Source organism: Paraliobacillus sediminis (assembly GCF_003426055.1).
Genome location: NZ_QJSI01000002.1, coordinates 141,427 through 161,207, shown reverse-complemented (window position 1 = coordinate 161,207; position 19,781 = coordinate 141,427). Strand labels below are relative to the sequence as shown.

The following is a 19,781-nucleotide window of genomic DNA, read 5'->3' as shown; positions in this document are numbered from 1 at the left end:
CGACTAATCCTATCTTGTTTCACATCTACAATTTCGACACAAGTTCGAAAATTCCTTCTTTTAGATAAAAATATTTGTGTTTTTTTCTATTTACTTCAAAATACTCTTGTTTTCTTATGAAATCGATATTTTTCGTCATTTAAATAGTATTATTCTGCGTTTTGTCGAATATTCTTTAACCAGAGTATAGCATATATCTGCTTCTTTTTAACAATTTTGAACCTGAAATTCAAAAAAAACTCTTATCGCTTTATCACGAATAAGAGCTTAATCTTTAACTAGCTTCTTGTTGCTTATTGTAAATATCTATTCCAGCTTCTTCTAACATCCATTCGATATGAATTCCGTAACCTGATGTGGGATCATTTACAAAAACATGTGTTACGGCACCAATTAATTTGCCATCCTGCATTATTGGACTTCCACTCATACCTTGTACAATACCACCAGTTTTCTCTAAAAGTTTTTCATCAGTGATCTTTATTATCATTCCTTTGGTAGCTGCATTTGGCTGATCGACACTGTTTACAATTTCCACATCAAATGATTCGACCAAATCATTTTCTACAACTGTTAAAATTTTAGCCGGACCTTCTTTCACTTGATTTGGCAATGTGATTGGCATTGGTTCATTCCACTTGCTTTTTTGCAATTTACTATCTAATTTACCGAATACACCAAATGATGTGTTTTTTGTTATGGTACCCAAAGGTGTATCATCACTATTAAAAGTTGCTTGCTTCTCTCCTGGCACGCCATTATCACCTTTTTTTATCGACGTAATATTAGATTTTACAATTGTACCATCGTGAATTTGTATCGGTTTTTTGGTGTCCATATCAGAAATAACATGACCTAGAGCGCCATATCTTTTCGATTCTGGATGATAAAACGTCATTGTTCCAATACCTGCTGCCGAATCCCTTATATATAATCCGATTCGATACTGGTTTTCTTTTTTATCAAGCGCTGGTGCTAATTTTTTTTCTAGCGTTTCACCACCACGTTTTATTTTTACATTTAGTTTCTTATTATTTTTTCCCGCTTCATCAACAAGTGGAGTCATCTGTTCCATTTTTTCTATTTCATTTCCATTCACTTGCAAAATTATATCGCCAACTTGAATATCAGCATCTTCACCCGGCGACTTTTCGCCACTATCTGTATTGATTAAATGGTGTCCTACTACGAGTACGCCCAAAGTTTGTAAATTAACACCTACTGATTGTCCACCAGGTATTACTTTAAAATCATCTAAAACGGCTACATTGACCTTTTTAAGTGGCATACCTGCAACTTCATATACAATTGAGCTTTCTCCATTATTGACTGCTTTAAACTGAGATGTGTCCATTGCTTCTAAAACTTCATCTTGCTGAGACAAAACAGTTGTTGTTTCATTCCCTAACTTTGGAATAGTTAAATTTTCTCCTGTTTCATCAAACACTGTTACATGATTCGGTATAGCAACATATTGTTGTATAAAATGGTTAAATGGCATGCTTAGGAAAGTAACAAGGAGTAATAATCCTATTGCAGCCCGAATTTTATTCATGTTCATTATCCACTCTCCTCGTTCCCAACCCAAATTATTTTTTTCTGTATTTATAATGTGACCTTAGCAAGCCTTTTTTAAACCCAGTAAAGATCTCATATAGGGGAGATGTTTTCCTATTTTAGATAGTATTAAGCATTATTTTTGTGTATTAAAAAAACCATGCTCGTTTAACATGGTTTTTATTCCTTACTTTTATTAGCTAATGCAATTAATTCTCTGGCATGAACTTTTGATGTTTCTGTCAGTTCACTACCTGTAACCATTCTTCCTATTTCCATTACGCGTGACTCAGTTGAAAGCTCATCAACGGTTGTACTAGTCCGTTGTTCTGAAACATTTTTTTCAATCAATAAATGTGTATCTGCCATTGCAGCTACTTGAGGAAGATGTGTAATACATAATACTTGCGATCCTGTGGATATTCCATGTATTTTTTCTGCTATAGCTTGGGCTACCCTACCACTTACACCCGTATCAATCTCATCAAAAATCACACTAGTTGCTCCTTGATGTTTAGCGAAAATGTTTTTCAAAGCCAACATAATTCGTGACAATTCACCACCTGATGCGACTTTGTTCATTTCTTTAATCGGTTCACCAGGATTGGTTGAAATTAAAAATCGGATAATATCAAAACCATTAGGTGTTAATTGTACTGGTATCGATTTAGATTCTGGTTCGTTTGGTTTCGTTTTTTTTGTTTTTATGTCTACTTCAAAAGTTGCCTTTTCTAAATATAAATCCTGTAGTTCTTGTTGAATTGCTAACTTTAACTGTTTAGCAGCTTGGCTACGTAAATCATGTAGGTGTCGTGCTTCAACGAGTGCATCCTGGCCAATTTCTTCTATTTCTGCCCCTAATTTACCTAAAGATGTATCGCGATCTTGAATTTCATCAATTTCATCCTCAATTTTAGCAGCATACTCCAACATATCATCAACAGTAAATCCATATTTTTTCTTTAATCGGCTTATATCGTTTAATCGGCTTTCCAAAAAATTGAGACGTTCTGAATCAAATTCGAGTGAATCTAAATAATGACGTAAATCATAAGATAATTCTTCAATTAAATAAAAATGATTTGAAAATCCTTCTTTTTTTTCTGCTAATCCTTTTTCATACTCACTTGCTGTTTCTAATCCAGAAAGTGCCAATCCTAACCAATCAAGTGCTCGTTGCTCACCGTTTAAAGCTTCATAAGCTTCATTTACACCTTTATATATTTTTTCGTGGTTCATTAATTTTTTTCGTTCTTCCTCTAGGGTTTCATCCTCTCCTGGAGAAAGATCTGCTTCTTGTAATTCATTAAGTTGAAATCGGAGTAAATCTAATCTTTGAGCCATTTCTTGTTCATTATCATTTAATTTTTGATACCGTTTTTTTAGTGTATGTAATTTTTGATATAATATATTATAATCCGCTTTCACTTCGTCTATGGACTCTTTATTATACATATCTAATAACTCAATATGTCGGTCTACATCCATAAGCGATTGTGTTTCGTGTTGGGTATGGATATCAATCAACGTTTTCCCAAATTCTTTTAAAATAGCTAGCGTTACCAAATTTCCATTTACTCTACAAATACTCTTTCCGTTAGCAGTTATTGTCCGATTCAAGACAATCATTCCATCCGTATCAATCTCGATACCAAATGTCTTACCTTTTTTATATATTGGATGCGAGGGCTCATCAATTGTAAATAGCCCTTCTAATGTTGCTTTGTTTGCACCATATCTTACAAACTCTACAGATCCTCTTCCACCTGTTAATAACTGAATCGCATCTATAATGATGGACTTACCTGCACCAGTTTCTCCAGTCAGTACAGTTAATCCTTCTCTAAAGGTAATAGTAATCTCATCGATAATAGCAAAATCTTTTATAGTAAGTTCGGTTAACATAAGCTTCCACCTCACTTTATTATTAATTATAACATTTCTAAAAAGCGATCTTGAATTTCAAAGGTATGCTCTTCTGTTTTGCAAATAATTAAAATCGTGTCATCTCCACATATCGTTCCTAATATTTCTGACCAATCTAAATTATCAATTAAAGCGCCGAGCGCATTTGCATTACCTGGTAACGTTTTAAGTACTAAAAAATAACCTGCTTGATCAATTCTAATAAAAGCATCTCGCATTAAGCGTCTTAGCTTCTCTAAAGGGTTAAAGCGTTGATCAGCGGGTAAACTATATTTATATCTTCCATCAACCATCGGAACTTTAACTAGATGCAATTCTTTTATATCTCGCGAGACAGTAGCTTGCGTAACGTTATAACCTAATCCACGCAATGCATCAACCAATTCATCTTGTGTGTCGATGTCATGATCTGTAATTAGTTCACGAATTTTTATATGTCGTTGACCTTTGTTCATAGTATCTCCTTTCCACATTCTAAAAAAGATAGTGAAACTAGCTTAAATTCACAGCGCTTCACACTTTAAAATAGTATATCCTTATTTATTTTTTTGAATGGATTTCATGAGCTTGTCCAACTACTTGCTCCACTATAGAATTAAATTCGACATTAGATTTCAATTCCCCTGCTTTTTCTTGCGGTTTCCATATTAAATGAGTAAGAAATTCAATGTTACCGTCACCACCAGTGATTGGTGAAAAAGTTAAATCTTTTATACCAAAGCCTTCTTCATGCGCAAACTGAAGGATTCGATTTAATACTTCTTTATGAATTGTTTTGTCTCGAACGATACCCTTCTTACCAACTTGTTCTCTTCCAGCTTCAAATTGTGGTTTGATTAATGCCACGACATCACTATCATCTGCTAAGATTGTTTTTAAAACTGGCAAAATAATTTTTAATGATATAAAAGAGACATCTATCGTTGCAAAATTTGGCATTCCATTATTAAATTTATCAGGTGTTACATACCGAAAATTAGTACGTTCCATTACCACAACTCTTGAATCATTTCTTAATTTCCAATCTAATTGATTGTATCCTACATCAACTGCGTAACATAATGTAGCGCCATTTTGCAAAGCACAATCTGTAAACCCACCTGTAGAAGAACCAATATCAACCATTATTTTCTTATATACTGAAAGGTTAAAAGTTTTCAAAGCCTTTTCTAACTTTAGTCCACCTCTTCCAACATAAGGAAGCAATTTGCCCTTAACAGTAACCGAAATATCACTATTAACTTTAACACCAGGCTTATCAAGTCTTTGTTGCTCACTAAAAACTAATCCAGCCATAATTGTACGTTTTGCTTTTTCTCGTGTTTCAACTAAACCACGTTCCACTAATAATATATCTAATCTGATTTTTTTAATTGTCATCACTTAAACCCTTTGTTGTTTAGTTGGCAATAACTGTTGTATTTCTTCTATTACCACTTGTTTTGTTAAACCAATTTGTGCTAGTAAAAACTCCACACTACCATGTTCAATAAATTCATCTTCTATACCCATTCGTTTTATCTGTTTAGTCGTGTAACGATTTGTTTCAGCGAACTCTAGAATCGCGCTTCCAAAACCACCAGATAATATGGCTTCTTCAATTGTTAGGATCGGCAATTTTTCTTCAAATATATCGTGAAGCATACGTTCGTCCAGTGGTTTAATAAATCGTGCATTAATGACACGAACAGACACTCCAAGCTTTGCTAATGTCTTACTTGCTTCTATCGCCATCTGAATCATTGTTCCAAATGTTAGGATGACTGCATCTGCCCCTTCATTTATAACCTCCCATGTACCAATTGGGATAGCTAGTAACGCGTTATCTACTGACGCACCAATTGCGTTACCTCTTGGGTAACGAATCGCTATCGGCCCATCATTATATTCTAGAGCAGTATATACCATATGCTGACATTCATTTTCATCTTTTGGCATCATAATGACCATGTTTGGCATCGAGCGTAAGAAAGAAATATCAAACAACCCTTGATGTGTCTCACCATCAGCACCAACTAACCCAGCTCGATCAATTCCAAAAACCACATTTAAATTTTGACGACAAACGTCATGCAAAATTTGATCATAAGCGCGTTGTAAAAAGGTGGAGTAAATTGCAAGAAACGGCTTCATGCCTTGTATTGCTATTCCTGCTGCCATTGTTGTCGCGTGTTGTTCTGCAATACCAACATCAAATAGGCGGTCAGGGTATTTTAGTTGAAAATTTTCTAATTTGGAACCTAACACCATTGCGGGTGTAATAACTGTTAATTTGCTGTTCTCCAAAGCAATTTTTTCTAGGGTCGCACTCACAACAGCACTCCATTGTGGGGCAACATTAGTAGATAAAATTTTTTCGCCTGATTCAATTTTATACGGGCCAACACCATGCCATTTATCCTTCTCGTCTGATTCCGCAGGATGATACCCTTTACCTTTTTGGGTAATTACGTGGATTAAAACGGGGCCTTCCGTTTTTTTAGCATATTGAATGTTTTCCTGTAGTGCATGAAAGTCATGTCCGTCCACTGGTCCATAATAAGTAAAACCAAATTCTTCAAAAAACATGCTCGGAATCACAAAATGTTTCATGCTATCTTTAATCCGCTCAGCTGTATGTGCTAATTTTCCGCCTACTGTTGGAATTTTCTTTAAAATCCAATCTAATTCTTTTTTTACCTTATTATATTGACCAGCGCTACGCATTCGTCCTAGCGCATTATGGAGTGCACCAACATTATTTGCAATAGACATTTCATTATCATTGAGAATAACAATCATGTTTTTTTGTTCATGACCAATATTGTTTAATGCTTCAAAAGCCATACCACCTGTCAAAGCACCATCGCCAATAATCGGAACAACAAAGTAATTCTTACCTGTTAAATCACGTGCAATCGTCATACCCATTGCAGCGGATAACGAAGTTGAACTGTGTCCCGATTCCCATACATCGTGATGACTTTCAGCCCTTTTTGGAAAACCTGACATTCCTTTATATTGTCTAATCGATTCAAATTGATTCGCACGCCCTGTTAGTATTTTATGAATATAGGACTGGTGACCTACGTCAAAAATTAATTTATCAGTAGGGCTACTAAAAGATTTATGTAAAGCTAATGTTAATTCAACAACGCCTAAATTCGCCCCTAAATGGCCGCCTGTTTCTGACAATTTTTCAATTAGGAATTTACGAATAAAAGATGCCAATACTTCTAATTCTTCATTATTCAACTTCTTTAAAAAAGAAGGATCTTTTATCTTTGTAAGATCCATTTGGGAATCCTCCCTAAATTGATTTATATATGGTCACTAACCTTTTTTCAAAATTTCAATTTTGGTCTTGTTTTGTATAAATGCGATCACTTTACCTACAAAGAAAATGATTTTCGTTGACGAATGAATGCCATAATATTTCCCTAACGCTTTCCCACCAACTGTTAGAGCTGCAACTAAACTTGTCATAATAACAGATATAACAATCTGCAAAGTAGAACCATCACCATGGCCAAAACCGTTAGCTAATTGTAAAACAACGATTGCAGAAGCTGTACCACTAATAACTCCAGATATATCTCCGATTACATCGTTACAAAAACTTGCGAAACGATCAGCATTCCGAACAATTAAGATCGCTTCTTTTGAGCCGTCCACCTTCTCTGCTGCCATTGCATGAAATGGAACTTCGTCTGCAGCAGTTGCTGCTATTCCTAACATGTCAAAAACAATTCCAATCAATACAATAATTAACACAATAATAAAGCCAACAACCCACATCACTTCTCCTAATATAGAAGAAGAAATAACTGAAAAAATAGCCGCTAACACAAATGTGATAACGGCAATACTTATGCTAAATTTTATTGATTTTTTAATTTGCGATTGTGATTTCGCCATCTATTTATACCTCATTTTTATATACAACTATGTAATTGGAATGGTCGTTTAAAAGGTAAAAACTGCGGCTTAGGTCCAGTAGGTTTTCCCAGATCCTTACCGAATGTTGCCATTCTGGCGGTTCCCCATTAAAAGCATCTTAGCCTTGTTTCCAAAAGCTAGACTGGATTACCACTTAGTCCGCACTATAATCCCTTTTAAACGTCTTATGGAACAGTCTAGGAGATTTCCTCAGCAGCTCTTAACCACTCCCTAGCCTCTTTTGCAGTGCTGATTTCATATAAATAATAATACATAAGTCAGTGGCCTTCCGACTTTTGTATTCACAATAATAATCCCCTCAGACACCACTCAAGGCAGGCTACGCTACGAATAAGATACCCTTCCACTTATTGCGTAGGTTCATACCCCAGTCCATGGTAATTCTTTGGCTAAAGTCTAACCACAGAGTTGGGCCTCCGCGGAAGCAGGGTCCTCGCCCACATGCCTTTGTGGATCGCCCTGCAACCTTAACTCCCAGCACCGACCCAAGGCTGGGCGCCTCAAGCCGACACAAGGAACTTCATCGATGTGCCCTTTGGCGGATTTTTAGGCCCGCCTTCAGAAGCGGAGAACCGACTAGAATACTGCACCATTCCTCATATAATAGTATGATAACATATTTTTAACGTGTACTCAATAATTATTGACTAGATAGTTCGATCACTTAAATAATCAATTAATTCTTCCAATAAACTAGATTGTACATCTGCTGTTTTTAGGGCATTTTTTGCTTTTATAACATATTCCTCTTTCTTTTCAATCGCACCATTTAAGCCAAGTAGTTTTGGATACGTACTCTTTAAATTGGTTTCGTCACTCCCAATAGGTTTACCAATCGTATTTGGATCCCCTGTTACATCCAAGATATCATCTTGTACTTGAAAAACAAGGCCGACATAATAAGCAAAATCTCTTATTGCCTCAAGTTGGTAATTTGAAGCACCGCCAATATAAGCACCAATTTCAATCGCAAAAATTAGTAACTGGCCGGTTTTTAAATGGTGAATTGTTTCCAGTTCATCAAAATGGATCGCTCTATCTTCAGCTTCCATATCAAGCGATTGACCTGCTACCATTCCTTTTGGACCACTTGCTTCTGCTAGTCGTTTTAATATGTATACTTTTTGCTCATCTGTTAATTGATTGTCATTAGAAATTAATTCAAAACTGTATGTTAATAGTGCATCTCCTGCCAAAATTGCAGTAGCATCACCAAAGACCCGATGATTTGTTGGTTTGCCTCTTCGTACATCATCATCATCCATTGCTGGTAAATCATCATGAACTAATGAATACGTATGAACCATTTCCAATGCCACAGCCACTGACAGCACTTGTTGGTCTGTACCATGATAGGATTCAGTACTCGCAATCATTAATAAAGGACGAAGCCTTTTCCCACCAGCTTTTATCGAATATAGCATGGAATCTTTTAAATGTTTTGGTATTGATAATTCTGTTATTGTCCGAACTAACTCTTCTGACACAATTTTTTCTTTTTCCGATAAAAACAGCGCTAATTTATCGCTCACTTTATTCTTCCTCCTGTACCGAAAAAGCTTTTAAATCCCCTTGTTCGTTAATAATATTGGTCATTTGTTTCTCCACATTTGTTAACTTGACACTACAAACTTTGGAAAGTTCCATACCTTGTTGATAGTATTGAATTGCCTTTTCTAAAGGTACTTCACCTTCTTCAAGTTTTTCAACAATTGCCTCTAAATCTTCCATTGCTTGTTCAAAAGATACTTCCTTATCCTTATCAGTCATTTTCCAAGTCCTCCTTTATTCCCAAGACACGACAATCTAATATGCCGTCAACCACTTTTACGGAAATTGCTTCTCCTGGTTGTATTTCTTTTGTTGATTGTATCAATGTGCCATTATCGCCATAAGCAATAGAATAGCCACGTTTCATAGTATGTAGTGGACTTAAGACTTCTAATTTCTCTACTACATTTATGAATTGACGATTTTTCAAGGTATAGATAACTTGCATGGCACGTTTCTTTCTGTCTACAATTTGCACTAATTGTTTTTCTGCAAGCTTCAGTTGTGCTTCTGGATGTTGATATGCCAATCGCTTCATAAGCTGTTCATAACGTTTACTTTCGTTTGATTGTATTTGCTTCGTGGCTTTCGCTAAACGCTCCACCACCTTATCCAAATCTTGCTCTTTTTGGTTTAGTAATTGAACTGGATAACGAAAAGCATAACTTTTTTTCAGTCGTTCTAAGTGTTTATTAGATTGATCCAAGTTGTGTTGCATGATTCTATTTAAGCTCTGTTTCCAGGTTTTAATCTTTTCTTCTAATTCTTGTATCGATGGAACTGCTAATTCAGCTGCACCTGTTGGTGTCGCCGCACGAACATCCGCTACAAAATCTGCAATCGTTACATCTGTTTCATGTCCTACAGCTGAAATGATTGGAATCATCGAATCAGCAATCGCGCGAGCAACTACTTCTTCATTAAAGGCCCAAAGTTCCTCAATTGATCCTCCACCACGTCCTACTATCAGTACATCTATCGATTTAAATTGGTTTGCTTGTCCTAGCGCATTGGCAATTGAAGATGGCGCCATTTCACCTTGTACTAAAGCTGGAAAAATAGTAATGTTAGCAATCGGATATCTTCTCTTTAATGTAATTAATATATCTCGAACCGCTGCGCCTGTAGGTGAGGTTATAACTCCAATGTGTTTTGGATATAAAGGTAACGGCAATTTTCGATCATGCTCGAATAGACCCTCTTTTGTTAATTTCTCCTTTAATTGCTCGAACGCTACATACAATGCACCCACACCATCAGGCTCCATTTGTTGAATGTATAGTTGATATTGGCCCTGTGGTTCATATACATTGATTTCGCCCTTAATTAATACATTCATACCATCTTCAGGTTCAAATTTCAGTGTGCGATTATAACCTGCAAACATGACAGCTTTTATTCTAGCCTGGTCATCTTTAATGGTTAAATACATGTGACCACGACTATGATGCTTGAAATTTGATATTTCTCCCTTTAACCAGACATCATTTAAATGTTTGTCCATTTCGAATTTCCGTTTAATATAACGGTTTAATGCCGAAACCGTTAAATAATTATCATTTATCATAAAATCACCTACATTTCAAATTAAACGTGATAGATTTTTTTTGCGGATTTAATTGTATTATGAAGTAACATGGTAATAGTCATCGGGCCTACACCTTTTGGAACTGGTGTTATGAAGGATGCCTTCTCTTTGACATTTTCAAAGTCAACATCTCCAGTTAATGAACCATCTTCTAATCTATTTATACCTACGTCTATAACAACGGCACCAGGTTTAACAGCTTCTGCACGAAGGAAATGGGCAATACCAACTGCTACTATTACAATGTCTGCTTCTTTAATAAATTGATCCATGTTTTTTGTCCGAGAATGGCAATATGTTACTGTCGCGTTTTCATTCAGCAACAATTGACCAACCGGTTTTCCTACGATATTGCTACGGCCAATTACAACAGCATTTTTTCCAGACATTTCAATGTTTTTCGATTTCAACATCGTAATAATACCAAATGGCGTACACGGCAAAAATGTGTCTTTACCAGTTAACATTCTACCAATATTGATCGGATGAAAACCATCGACATCTTTTTCTGGACTAATTGCTTCAATAACCAATTGCTCTCTAATTTGATCTGGCAGTGGCAATTGAACTAATATGCCATGAATTGTTTGATCAGCATTTAGTTGATCAATTAGATCCAATAAAGTTTTCTCCGTTGTATTTTCAGGTAATTCAATTAAGTCCGATTCCACCCCAACAAATTCTGAAGCTTTTTGCTTTCCTTTTACATAGGATTTCGAAGCCGGATCATCACCAATTAAAACGACCGTTAGTTTTGGTTGAATCCCCTGTTCCCTTAGCAAAATTACCTCATCTTTCATATCAATCCGTAACTTTTCAGCTAATACATTTCCATAAATAACTTCAGCAGTCATGCAAAATCCCCCTAGCTAATCATTTTAGACAATACACCATTAATAAATTTACCTGACTTATCGTCACCATAAACATGAGCTAATTCAATTGCTTCATTAATTGCAACACCATGAGGCGTATCAACTTCATAAAACATTTCAAAAACAGCAATACGTAATAACGTTTTCTCTACAGCTGCCAATCTTTTCATCGACCAATTCTCCAGGTGATCCTCAATTTTTTCATCAATTTCTTTTAAATGCTGATGAACGCCTGATACCACTTCTGATAAAAAGGACGAGGCTACTTCCGCTTCTTCTTCTAATACTTGTTCCATTGCTTCATCTGGACTGTAATTTTGGTTGTCAACTGAGAAAAGAATTTGAAAGGCCTTTTCTCTTGCGGTTCTTCGATTCATTATTCATTCTCCTTGTATTTACCTAGCATGTAACTGTAAAATTTGTATTCTACACTCATTTTATCTTCATCATATCGAATACAAAGAAAAAATGCTATACGCACTAAATAAAAAGCATTATATAAAGTAAAAAAGACCCTATTAAGAGACCTATAAAATCTCTTAGGGTCTGTTAGATCCATTATTCCTCAGCTTGCCCTGCTTCTTCTGTTGAGTCCATGTGCATGCCAACTACATGCACATTAATTTCATCAATTTCAAGTGCAGTCATATCCTTTAATGCTTGTCGAATGTTTTCTTGGATTTTCTGCGCGACAACTGGAATCGTTACACCATAATCCAAAACCACAAAAACATCAATCATGACACCAGTGTCAGTCAATTCTACTTTAATTCCTTTTCCATGTGCTTTTTTACCGAAGCGCTCCACTACACCACTAGCAAAATTCCCACGAGTTGATGACACACCACCGACTTCAATCGTTGCAATACCAGCAACCACTTCAATCACAACAGGTGCTATTTCAACCTTTCCAAGACTTGAGTCTTCACTTACATTTAACATTGTATTCTCACTCATTAAGATCCACTCCTTTTAGAGTTAATCGGACTCTTCATTTTCAATAATTGTATATTTTTCAAGAAATTTCGTATTGAAATCTCCTTCTGCAAACACAGGATGCTCCATCATTTTATAATGAAACGGAATAGTAGTTGATATACCTTCGATAATAAATTCACTTAAAGCACGTTTCATACGGTCCATCGCTTCTTTTCTCGTTGCACCATATGTAATTAATTTTGCGATCATCGAATCATAATATGGTGAAATTGTGTAGCCCGGATAAGCAGCAGAATCAACACGCACACCTAAACCACCAGGTGGAAGGTACATTTCAATTTTTCCAGGGGATGGCATGAAATTTTTCCATGGATCTTCAGCGTTAATCCGACATTCCATTGCCCATCCTTGAAAAATTACCTCTTCTTGTTTTAATGACAACACTTCATTGTTTGCAACTCTAATCTGTTCTTTAATTAAATCCACACCGGTAACCATTTCTGTAACTGGGTGTTCTACTTGTATGCGTGTATTCATTTCCATGAAATAAAATCTTTGTTCTTTTTTATCAAATATAAACTCAATGGTTCCAGCACCAGAGTAATCTACCGCACGGGCAGCCTTTACTGATGCTTCCCCCATCTGTTTACGTATCTCATCCGTAATAGCAGGCGAAGGCGTTTCTTCAATCAACTTCTGTAAACGACGCTGCACAGAACAATCTCTCTCACCTAAGTGTATCACATTTCCGAAATTATCTGCTAAAATTTGAATTTCAACATGTGAGAAATCTTCGATAAACTTTTCCATATACACGCCTGGGTTACCAAAGGCTTTTTCTGCTTCTTGTTGTGTAATAGTAATACCCTTTACTAATTCTAATTCGTTATGCGCAACACGAATTCCTTTACCGCCTCCGCCAGCAGTAGCTTTTATAATAACAGGGTAACCAATTTTATTTGCCAAATCTATCGCTTCTTTGTCATCTTTAATAATTCCATCAGAACCAGGTACAATTGGTACACCTGCTTGTGCCATTGTTTCTCTAGCTACATCTTTTGTTCCCATTTTTTGTATCGCATAAACACTTGGTCCAACAAAAGTTATCCCACACTTATCACATATCTCCGCAAAATCTGCATTTTCTGATAAGAATCCATAACCAGGATGAATCGCATCAACCTCTGTTAAGGTCGCAACGCTCATAATATTAGTGAAATTTAAATAACTATCCTTACTCGGGTATGGACCAATACAGTATGCCTCATCAGCAAATTGCACATGTAATGCATCACGATCTGCTTCAGAATAGACCGCAACTGTTTCAATTCCAAGTTCTTTGCAAGCCCGAATGATCCGCACTGCAATTTCTCCGCGATTTGCGATTAGAAGTTTCTTTATCATGCAATCATCCCCTTAGTTCTGCTTTACTCTGAATAATGGTTGCCCATATTCTACTAGCTCTCCATTCGCAACTAAAATTTCCACAATTTCACCATTAACATCTGCTTCAATCTCATTAAATAGCTTCATAGCTTCTATTATACATACAACTTTATCTGCTTTTACTTCGTCTCCTACTGAAACAAATGCCTCTGTGTCTGGTGAAGAAGAATGATAGAAAGTACCAACCATTGGTGATTTTATCTGATAATCATCTATTCGCTGTTGGTCCTCTTCTACAGACTCTTGAAAGTTAATTGGTACTGAGCCAGTGCCATCGTTCTCCGTGATTGTATGTGATGAGGTTGACACTTGATTAATAGGCGTCTTATTCTCAACAATTACTTCTTTTTCTGTATTCTTTTTCAGCTTTAATTTTACTCCATCAGCTTCATAGTTGAACTCATCAATAGATGATCCATCAATTTCTTTGATTAAAGATCGAATATCTTCTATTTTTAACATATAATACACTCCTTCTTTTACAAGTAATCATTAATAATTCATATAGGTTATGTACAGGTACTAATAACTCCCCATAACATTTTACGAAAATCCAGAAGAAACTGCAACTATTCATTTTAAAATGATCAATTAATTAAGTTATATCATAACACAAATAAATAAGCTAACCTATTTAAGATTAGCTTATTCCATAAGGGCGACTATTTATTTTTCAGTATATTAACTATTGGGTTGAAACTTTACTTCAACATTCATTGAACCAAACTCATCATGAACCATTTGCATAATCCCATTTGCTTCTGTTTCAGATAATTCATCCGCCTTTACGGTTACGATTATATTATCATCTTTTGTACGAACAAGAACATCCGTATAACCGTTATCAGCTTTTAATGTCTCTTCTAATATCAACTCTTTAGATGATATACTATCTAACTCTTGCATCTCATCATAAGCTTGCGTTTTTTCTTCTGTGGAAGCTGCACTTGAGGCAACTATATTCTCCAATTGTTCTAATCTTCCACTTCTTGTCTCTTCTAATTCCATTCTTATTGTAGTAAAAAGATCATCTGTTGATGTGGAAGATATCTCTGATTCATCAGATGTTGAAGTTATGTCTTCAGAGCTTACGCCATCATCTGAAGTAGTCTCTTCACTTGTTTCTTCAGTGATATTTCCAGTTGTTATTTCACCTTCTGTGTCTGCTTCATCATTAATAAAAGCTAACTCTCCTTCACTTGGTGAACTCATATAATATACACTTAACACAATCATTAAACTTAGCATTGTTAATAACCACACTGTTTGTTTTTTTAACATCTTTTATTCCTCCTCATTATTCTTTGGCATAATAGAAATTCGATGTATTGGAACATCTAACACGCGGGAAACAGCTTCTGTCACCCATTGTTTTGTTTCTAAATGTTCAACACCTTTTGCTACAACTAGTACGCCACGTATTTCTGGTTTTTTTGTTTGTATTAACAAAGGCACTTCATCTTCCCCTTGTCGAACAATTACTATTTGTTGCTCTTCCGTTGTATCTTCAATATTTCTTTCCCCGCCATTTTGATCCGTTTCTTCTGTTGTTTGTGTACCTATGATTAAATTCTTTTCATAAACTTGTTCATTTGTTGCATCTAGATTCACCATTACTTCTACAGCAGAGACACCAGATATTTTTTCAAGTAAGTCTGTTAAGTCTGTCTCATATTGCGTTTCAATTTCAGCTACATCTGAACTTTTAGTATCCTTTTGTAGAAAAGTTTCTTCTTCTGTTTCAGCTGTTTTTTGTTGTGCTAATTCACCTGGTTGTTCAAGCGAATTTGTTTCTCCTTGAAATAAACTACTTGTGATTATAACAAGTATCCCAACTAGACCAAGTATAAGTATATAGCCCATTTTAGTTGGTTTCTTACCATCCTCTGTTTTAAGTTTTAAATTTTTAAAGATTTTGTTGAAAGGATTTTCCACTATGTTCCTCCCTCCCATACCAAAACTAATGTTTCCTCTTCTAACTCCCATACTTCATTTAAAAACGTTTTAATTTCATCACGTTTCGTTTCTGAGGTATCGTTTGAAACCACTGTGTCTTCAGGTTCTCCAATAACTATTTCTTCTACTTCTCCTTGATTTAAGCTGCTATCTTCTAATAAGAAAACTGTCACTTCTTTTAGGTTTTCTATATCGTGATTATTCTCTGGATCGAACTGAAAAGAAATATCAGAAATTGTTACACCATAAGTATTATTCAACTCCTCTTCCACTTGTTTTTTCATTTGGACAAGTATCTCTTCTACAACATATGCATCTTGTGAGGCTTGTATTTCATTTTTCTTTAATTCAATTTCATTTTCTAATGTATTTTCGTCCATCGATCCTTCAAATTCCATCATTGCTTGTTCTGTTGCTTCTTTTATATCCATGTTTAAGAATTGAAATAGCGGTTGTAAAAATAACAAAAGAAATAAAAGAGATAATACTGTATGAACGTATTTTTTCATCTTGGTTTGTGGAATTAACATTTCTATAATCATTACTAAGAGCAAAAATACGATGATCTGAGTAATCCAGTCTTTTAAGGAAGACACAGAAAGCGTCCTTTCTCTTAACGAAGCATTAATGTAATATTGCTTGCTATTACGAGTAACACAATGGTTAAAAAAAACATCAATGATACTGCGAGTAGTGCAGCAAATAAATACAAAATATGTTTACTCATAATATCCATACATTTTAATATTGGACCATCACCTAAAGGTTGTAAAATTGCTGCTGTGACTTTATAAATCAATGCAATCACAATGATTTTAATAGCTGGAAATAAGACAAGCATTAATAATATAATTAAACCAACTAACCCAACAGCATTTTTCAACAATAATGAAGCCCCTAGAACAGTGTCTGCTGCATCTGTAAAAAGCTTGCCAACAACGGGAATAAAGTTACTCGTAACAAATTTTGTCGTTTTCATTGCTACACCATCTTGTATTGCAGAAGTAGCACCTTGAACGGACACAACGCTTAAAAATACGGTTAAAACTATTCCCAATAAAGCTAGTCCGAAATTTTTGAATAACTCCGCTAATTTAGTGACCTGAAACCCTTCATTTAATGTGCTTATCATTTGTAGTAATGCAGACAGGAAAAACAATGGCAAGATAATTTTGGATACAAGAACGACAGTAAAGTGCATTAAACCAACAACAACCGGATGAAAAAAGGCAACAGCGGTTAAATTTCCAAAGGAGGCCATTAATCCTAGCATTAACGGTAATAAAGCAAGCATAAAATCGCGCATTTGAATAATTGTTTCATTTACATAAGATGATGCAAGTTGAAAACTTTGTAGCGCTAAAATTAATAATACGAGCATAACGACAATATCTGCTACCTTACTAACAGTTTTTGATTCGAATGCTGTTTGAATACTCTGTAGAACTGCTGAAAACATCGTTAATATAATTAACGTACCAAGCAACTTTCCATTTTGTATAACCTCATAACCAAGATAAGCAACAATCGCTTGTATCCAATCTTTTACAGATAATGCATCTTGATTTTGTAGTAATTCACGAAACGTAACATTTTTTATATTAGGCAGAAATTCACCATAGTTTGTAACCATTTGATCCCAATAATTAGTTGTTTCATCCATTGAGACTTCTTCCAATAAAGAATTTTCTTCTATTGATGTAGGGTTTGTAGTAGCTAGTATAGTTTCAGAGAATTGGTAATATATGAACAGAAGGAACATAACCACTCCTATTCTTCTCACATATACCTTCATGTGCTTACCTCACTTTTATTTAGCATTATTACGGTAGAAAGTTTAGGATAGTTTCAATAACGGCTGTTAATATTGGTACTGCCAAAACAATAATAAGTAATTTCCCAGCTAATTCAATTTTCGCTGCTACCGATTCTAATCCAGCATCTCTAGTCAAGTGGGCTCCAAATTCAGCAACATAAGAAATTCCAATAATTTGTAAGATTGTTTCAAGATACATATTGTCAATGTTTGCCTTGTTACTTAATGCTCGAATTAATTCGATTACCTTTCCTATATATTCAATTACGAAAAAAAAGATAATCACACTAGTAAGTAAAACAATTAAAAATGCAAAGGTTGGCTTTTGTTCTTTAACTAGAAGAACTAGCAAACTTGCTACGATAGCAATTGTTACAATTTGAATTATAGCCATTCCATTACCCCTGAAATAAAAATACGGATTTTATTTGCTGGAATAGTTCGTCAATGCTATCAATTACGACGATCAGTACAATAATAAATCCAACAAGACTCGCGAATTGTGCATACTCTTCTTTCCCCATCTGTTTTAAGATAGTGTGAATCATTGCAACAATGATTCCAATTCCAGCAATTTGAAAAAGAATTGCGGCATCTTGGTACATAATTTTACTCCTTTCTAAATCAAGAGTAAGATGATAAATAATCCAGCAAGAAAACCTAAACTTTTCACCATTTTTCCATATCTTTGCTGATTATCCTGTGCTTCTTCTAAAGCACGTTCTAAATGCGTAAAAGCAAGTTGAATATGTTTTGTTTGTTGTTTGATATCGTGTTGTCCCAGCGTTTGTCCAAATTGGTGCATAATCTCTTTTTCATAATCTCCTAAAGAAACATTAGTGAAGAAGAGCGCAAGTCGCTTATCCCAGCTAGCAGGGAAATCCACTGCTTGTGATTGTAAATCTTGGCTTACCGCTTGAAAAAAGGAAGAAACTGGTTGAGGGACTTGTTTTGCTACAACTCTGAATGCTTCTTCTAACGGTGATTGACTATAAACCATTTCCGCTTCTACTATTTGCAAGGCACTCTTTAACTGACGAATTTCTTTGGGACGGTTGTTCAATTGCAGTGCTATTTCAAATCCGATCCACGTGGTAGCGCCCAAAAGAAGGAGAGCTCCTATCCATTTCATTCGTTCGGCACCCCTTTTTCCTAACAATATTTGCCCCTGTTGAATCGAGAATAGAATGGACGCCTCCGGGTTTACTAGTACGTTCCAAACAGATAAAACGATCAAATACTTGTTCCTCCCATAATGCTATAAACGTAGAGCGTTTTTGTATATCTTCCAGTGATTCGCCATGCACCGTACAAATCACTCGCACACCTGCATGTAAGGCCTCCTGTAAAGCCTCTACATCTTTTTTAGTTCCTATCTCATCAACTATCAGAACTTCTGGAGACATGGAACGAATCATCATCATCATGCCTTCAGTCTTGGGACATGCATCCAATACATCTGTACGAATACCAATATCATGTTGCGCAATTCCTTCTATACAGCCCGCAATTTCTGATCGTTCATCTATAATACTGACTTTAACGGGATTCACAGCACCCCAACCAGTACCAATCACTCTAGAAATATCCCGAAGTAATGTTGTTTTTCCAGTTTGCGGTGCTCCTATGATTAAGGTATTAAAGTACCTGTTGTCATACAAATAGGATATATAGTTATCAGCAATACCCTTTTTTGCTTTTGCAATTCTAATATTAAATGATGTAATATCCTTGATTGCTTTAACTTCACCATGTAAGGTATTAACTTTTCCAGCTAGTCCGACCCGATGTCCTCCGCGAATTGTGATATAACCCTGTTTTAATTCTTCTTCCATTCGATACAATGAAAACTGACTTAGTTGGTTTAATAAAAATATGCCATCCTGCTTAGCTGGTACATTTTCTGTTAGCCATTCTGTATTCGTATCAAATACAAGTTCTATTGGGCGTTCAATTCTAACTCTAATTTCTTGTAAACTACGCCAACGTGTACCAATTTTAGTCATGAGTTGTCGTTTCATTATTTCTGGAAATAATCTCATGATCTCTTCTATCATATCCTCACTTCTTTCTCTAGTAACACATTTGTATTTATAGTAAGTCTATGCTTGTCTTCATCTGATATGACTTGAATTTTTATCTAGAGATTTATAGAAAAAAAGCCACAAAAAAACTGGCATGCGTTTTG

The 19,781-nt window shown here is 35.4% G+C and carries 22 protein-coding genes; all 22 read right to left on the bottom strand.

Annotated features, from left to right (window positions below; all coding sequences use genetic code 11):
* Positions 1 to 274: 274 nt before the first annotated feature.
* The 22 genes from spoIVB to spoIIIAA all read right to left on the bottom strand — a co-directional run bounded on the left by spoIVB (position 275) and on the right by spoIIIAA (position 19,647).
* The gene (gene spoIVB, locus D2K60_RS06800) at positions 275 to 1,561 is read right to left on the bottom strand and encodes a SpoIVB peptidase (RefSeq protein WP_117169270.1); all 1,287 of its coding nucleotides are present in this window, start codon (positions 1,559 to 1,561) and stop codon (positions 275 to 277) included.
* A gap of 176 nt (positions 1,562 to 1,737) precedes the next feature.
* Complete coding sequence (gene recN, locus D2K60_RS06795; RefSeq protein WP_117169269.1) at positions 1,738 to 3,462, bottom strand: DNA repair protein RecN; 1,725 nt, start codon at positions 3,460 to 3,462, stop codon at positions 1,738 to 1,740.
* A gap of 26 nt (positions 3,463 to 3,488) precedes the next feature.
* A complete protein-coding gene (ahrC, locus tag D2K60_RS06790; protein WP_117169268.1) occupies positions 3,489 to 3,938 on the bottom strand; it encodes a transcriptional regulator AhrC/ArgR in 450 nt (149 codons plus the stop codon).
* Between the two features lie 85 nt (positions 3,939 to 4,023).
* Positions 4,024 to 4,863, bottom strand: coding sequence for a TlyA family RNA methyltransferase (locus D2K60_RS06785; protein WP_117169267.1), 840 nt, complete (start codon positions 4,861 to 4,863; stop codon positions 4,024 to 4,026).
* 3 nt (positions 4,864 to 4,866) lie between these two features.
* A complete protein-coding gene (dxs, locus tag D2K60_RS06780) occupies positions 4,867 to 6,759 on the bottom strand; it encodes a 1-deoxy-D-xylulose-5-phosphate synthase (RefSeq protein WP_117169266.1) in 1,893 nt (630 codons plus the stop codon).
* 36 nt (positions 6,760 to 6,795) lie between these two features.
* A complete protein-coding gene (locus D2K60_RS06775) occupies positions 6,796 to 7,380 on the bottom strand; it encodes a hypothetical protein (RefSeq protein WP_117169265.1) in 585 nt (194 codons plus the stop codon).
* A 689-nt stretch (positions 7,381 to 8,069) separates the two neighbouring features.
* Positions 8,070 to 8,954, bottom strand: a complete 885-nt coding sequence (locus D2K60_RS06770; RefSeq protein WP_117169264.1) for a polyprenyl synthetase family protein — start codon at positions 8,952 to 8,954, stop codon at positions 8,070 to 8,072.
* A gap of 1 nt (position 8,955) precedes the next feature.
* The gene (xseB, locus tag D2K60_RS06765; protein WP_117169263.1) at positions 8,956 to 9,192 is read right to left on the bottom strand and encodes an exodeoxyribonuclease VII small subunit; all 237 of its coding nucleotides are present in this window, start codon (positions 9,190 to 9,192) and stop codon (positions 8,956 to 8,958) included.
* The gene (gene xseA / locus D2K60_RS06760; protein ID WP_338048358.1) at positions 9,185 to 10,540 is read right to left on the bottom strand and encodes an exodeoxyribonuclease VII large subunit; all 1,356 of its coding nucleotides are present in this window, start codon (positions 10,538 to 10,540) and stop codon (positions 9,185 to 9,187) included. The genes xseB and xseA overlap by 8 nt, the downstream gene beginning before the upstream one ends.
* Before the next feature lie 20 nt (positions 10,541 to 10,560).
* Positions 10,561 to 11,415 (bottom strand): bifunctional methylenetetrahydrofolate dehydrogenase/methenyltetrahydrofolate cyclohydrolase FolD, encoded by an 855-nt coding sequence (gene folD / locus D2K60_RS06755; RefSeq protein WP_117169262.1) that lies wholly within the window; start codon positions 11,413 to 11,415, stop codon positions 10,561 to 10,563.
* Between the two features lie 11 nt (positions 11,416 to 11,426).
* Positions 11,427 to 11,813 carry a transcription antitermination factor NusB gene (gene nusB / locus D2K60_RS06750; RefSeq protein WP_117169261.1) on the bottom strand — a complete coding sequence of 129 codons (387 nt, stop codon included), beginning with the start codon at positions 11,811 to 11,813 and terminating at the stop codon, positions 11,427 to 11,429.
* Between the two features lie 181 nt (positions 11,814 to 11,994).
* Positions 11,995 to 12,393: an Asp23/Gls24 family envelope stress response protein gene (locus D2K60_RS06745; protein WP_117169260.1), complete on the bottom strand. Its 399-nt coding sequence runs from the start codon at positions 12,391 to 12,393 to the stop codon at positions 11,995 to 11,997.
* 21 nt (positions 12,394 to 12,414) lie between these two features.
* Positions 12,415 to 13,779 carry an acetyl-CoA carboxylase biotin carboxylase subunit gene (gene accC, locus D2K60_RS06740; protein WP_117169259.1) on the bottom strand — a complete coding sequence of 455 codons (1,365 nt, stop codon included), beginning with the start codon at positions 13,777 to 13,779 and terminating at the stop codon, positions 12,415 to 12,417.
* A 12-nt stretch (positions 13,780 to 13,791) separates the two neighbouring features.
* Positions 13,792 to 14,283 carry an acetyl-CoA carboxylase biotin carboxyl carrier protein gene (accB, locus tag D2K60_RS06735; RefSeq protein ID WP_117169258.1) on the bottom strand — a complete coding sequence of 164 codons (492 nt, stop codon included), beginning with the start codon at positions 14,281 to 14,283 and terminating at the stop codon, positions 13,792 to 13,794.
* Between the two features lie 219 nt (positions 14,284 to 14,502).
* Positions 14,503 to 15,102 (bottom strand): SpoIIIAH-like family protein, encoded by a 600-nt coding sequence (locus tag D2K60_RS06730; RefSeq protein ID WP_117169257.1) that lies wholly within the window; start codon positions 15,100 to 15,102, stop codon positions 14,503 to 14,505.
* Between the two features lie 3 nt (positions 15,103 to 15,105).
* Positions 15,106 to 15,756, bottom strand: coding sequence for a stage III sporulation protein AG (gene spoIIIAG, locus D2K60_RS06725; protein ID WP_338048357.1), 651 nt, complete (start codon positions 15,754 to 15,756; stop codon positions 15,106 to 15,108).
* Positions 15,756 to 16,373 (bottom strand): stage III sporulation protein AF, encoded by a 618-nt coding sequence (gene spoIIIAF, locus D2K60_RS06720; protein ID WP_162880727.1) that lies wholly within the window; start codon positions 16,371 to 16,373, stop codon positions 15,756 to 15,758. Before spoIIIAF ends, spoIIIAG begins: the two co-directional genes overlap by 1 nt.
* Positions 16,374 to 16,390: 17 nt before the next feature.
* Positions 16,391 to 17,572, bottom strand: coding sequence for a stage III sporulation protein AE (spoIIIAE, locus tag D2K60_RS06715; protein ID WP_117169255.1), 1,182 nt, complete (start codon positions 17,570 to 17,572; stop codon positions 16,391 to 16,393).
* A 28-nt stretch (positions 17,573 to 17,600) separates the two neighbouring features.
* Positions 17,601 to 17,987, bottom strand: coding sequence for a stage III sporulation protein AD (gene spoIIIAD, locus D2K60_RS06710; RefSeq protein WP_117169254.1), 387 nt, complete (start codon positions 17,985 to 17,987; stop codon positions 17,601 to 17,603).
* A gap of 4 nt (positions 17,988 to 17,991) precedes the next feature.
* Positions 17,992 to 18,198 carry a stage III sporulation protein AC gene (gene spoIIIAC, locus D2K60_RS06705; protein WP_117169253.1) on the bottom strand — a complete coding sequence of 69 codons (207 nt, stop codon included), beginning with the start codon at positions 18,196 to 18,198 and terminating at the stop codon, positions 17,992 to 17,994.
* 14 nt (positions 18,199 to 18,212) lie between these two features.
* On the bottom strand, positions 18,213 to 18,725 hold the full coding sequence (gene spoIIIAB / locus D2K60_RS06700) for a stage III sporulation protein SpoIIIAB (RefSeq protein WP_117169252.1): 513 nt from the start codon (positions 18,723 to 18,725) through the stop codon (positions 18,213 to 18,215).
* A complete protein-coding gene (gene spoIIIAA, locus D2K60_RS06695; RefSeq protein WP_117170344.1) occupies positions 18,670 to 19,647 on the bottom strand; it encodes a stage III sporulation protein AA in 978 nt (325 codons plus the stop codon). The genes spoIIIAB and spoIIIAA overlap by 56 nt, the downstream gene beginning before the upstream one ends.
* Positions 19,648 to 19,781 lie beyond the last annotated feature (134 nt).

Excerpts from the sequence above, each read along its gene's own strand:
- D2K60_RS06745 (WP_117169260.1), bottom strand. The coding sequence starts at position 12,393 with ATGAGTGAGAATACAATGTTAAATGTAAGTGAAGACTCAAGTCTTGGA.
- spoIIIAB (WP_117169252.1), bottom strand. The coding sequence starts at position 18,725 with ATGAAATGGATAGGAGCTCTCCTTCTTTTGGGCGCTACCACGTGGATC.
- spoIIIAC (WP_117169253.1), bottom strand. The coding sequence starts at position 18,198 with ATGTACCAAGATGCCGCAATTCTTTTTCAAATTGCTGGAATTGGAATC.
- ahrC (WP_117169268.1), bottom strand. The coding sequence starts at position 3,938 with ATGAACAAAGGTCAACGACATATAAAAATTCGTGAACTAATTACAGAT.
- recN (WP_117169269.1), bottom strand. The coding sequence starts at position 3,462 with ATGTTAACCGAACTTACTATAAAAGATTTTGCTATTATCGATGAGATT.
- xseA (WP_338048358.1), bottom strand. The coding sequence starts at position 10,540 with ATGATAAATGATAATTATTTAACGGTTTCGGCATTAAACCGTTATATT.
- D2K60_RS06785 (WP_117169267.1), bottom strand. The coding sequence starts at position 4,863 with ATGACAATTAAAAAAATCAGATTAGATATATTATTAGTGGAACGTGGT.
- nusB (WP_117169261.1), bottom strand. The coding sequence starts at position 11,813 with ATGAATCGAAGAACCGCAAGAGAAAAGGCCTTTCAAATTCTTTTCTCA.
- xseB (WP_117169263.1), bottom strand. The coding sequence starts at position 9,192 with ATGACTGATAAGGATAAGGAAGTATCTTTTGAACAAGCAATGGAAGAT.
- dxs (WP_117169266.1), bottom strand. The coding sequence starts at position 6,759 with ATGGATCTTACAAAGATAAAAGATCCTTCTTTTTTAAAGAAGTTGAAT.
- spoIIIAE (WP_117169255.1), bottom strand. The coding sequence starts at position 17,572 with ATGAAGGTATATGTGAGAAGAATAGGAGTGGTTATGTTCCTTCTGTTC.
- spoIIIAD (WP_117169254.1), bottom strand. The coding sequence starts at position 17,987 with ATGGCTATAATTCAAATTGTAACAATTGCTATCGTAGCAAGTTTGCTA.
- folD (WP_117169262.1), bottom strand. The coding sequence starts at position 11,415 with ATGACTGCTGAAGTTATTTATGGAAATGTATTAGCTGAAAAGTTACGG.
- spoIVB (WP_117169270.1), bottom strand. The coding sequence starts at position 1,561 with ATGAACATGAATAAAATTCGGGCTGCAATAGGATTATTACTCCTTGTT.
- accC (WP_117169259.1), bottom strand. The coding sequence starts at position 13,779 with ATGATAAAGAAACTTCTAATCGCAAATCGCGGAGAAATTGCAGTGCGG.
- D2K60_RS06730 (WP_117169257.1), bottom strand. The coding sequence starts at position 15,102 with ATGTTAAAAAAACAAACAGTGTGGTTATTAACAATGCTAAGTTTAATG.
- accB (WP_117169258.1), bottom strand. The coding sequence starts at position 14,283 with ATGTTAAAAATAGAAGATATTCGATCTTTAATCAAAGAAATTGATGGA.
- D2K60_RS06775 (WP_117169265.1), bottom strand. The coding sequence starts at position 7,380 with ATGGCGAAATCACAATCGCAAATTAAAAAATCAATAAAATTTAGCATA.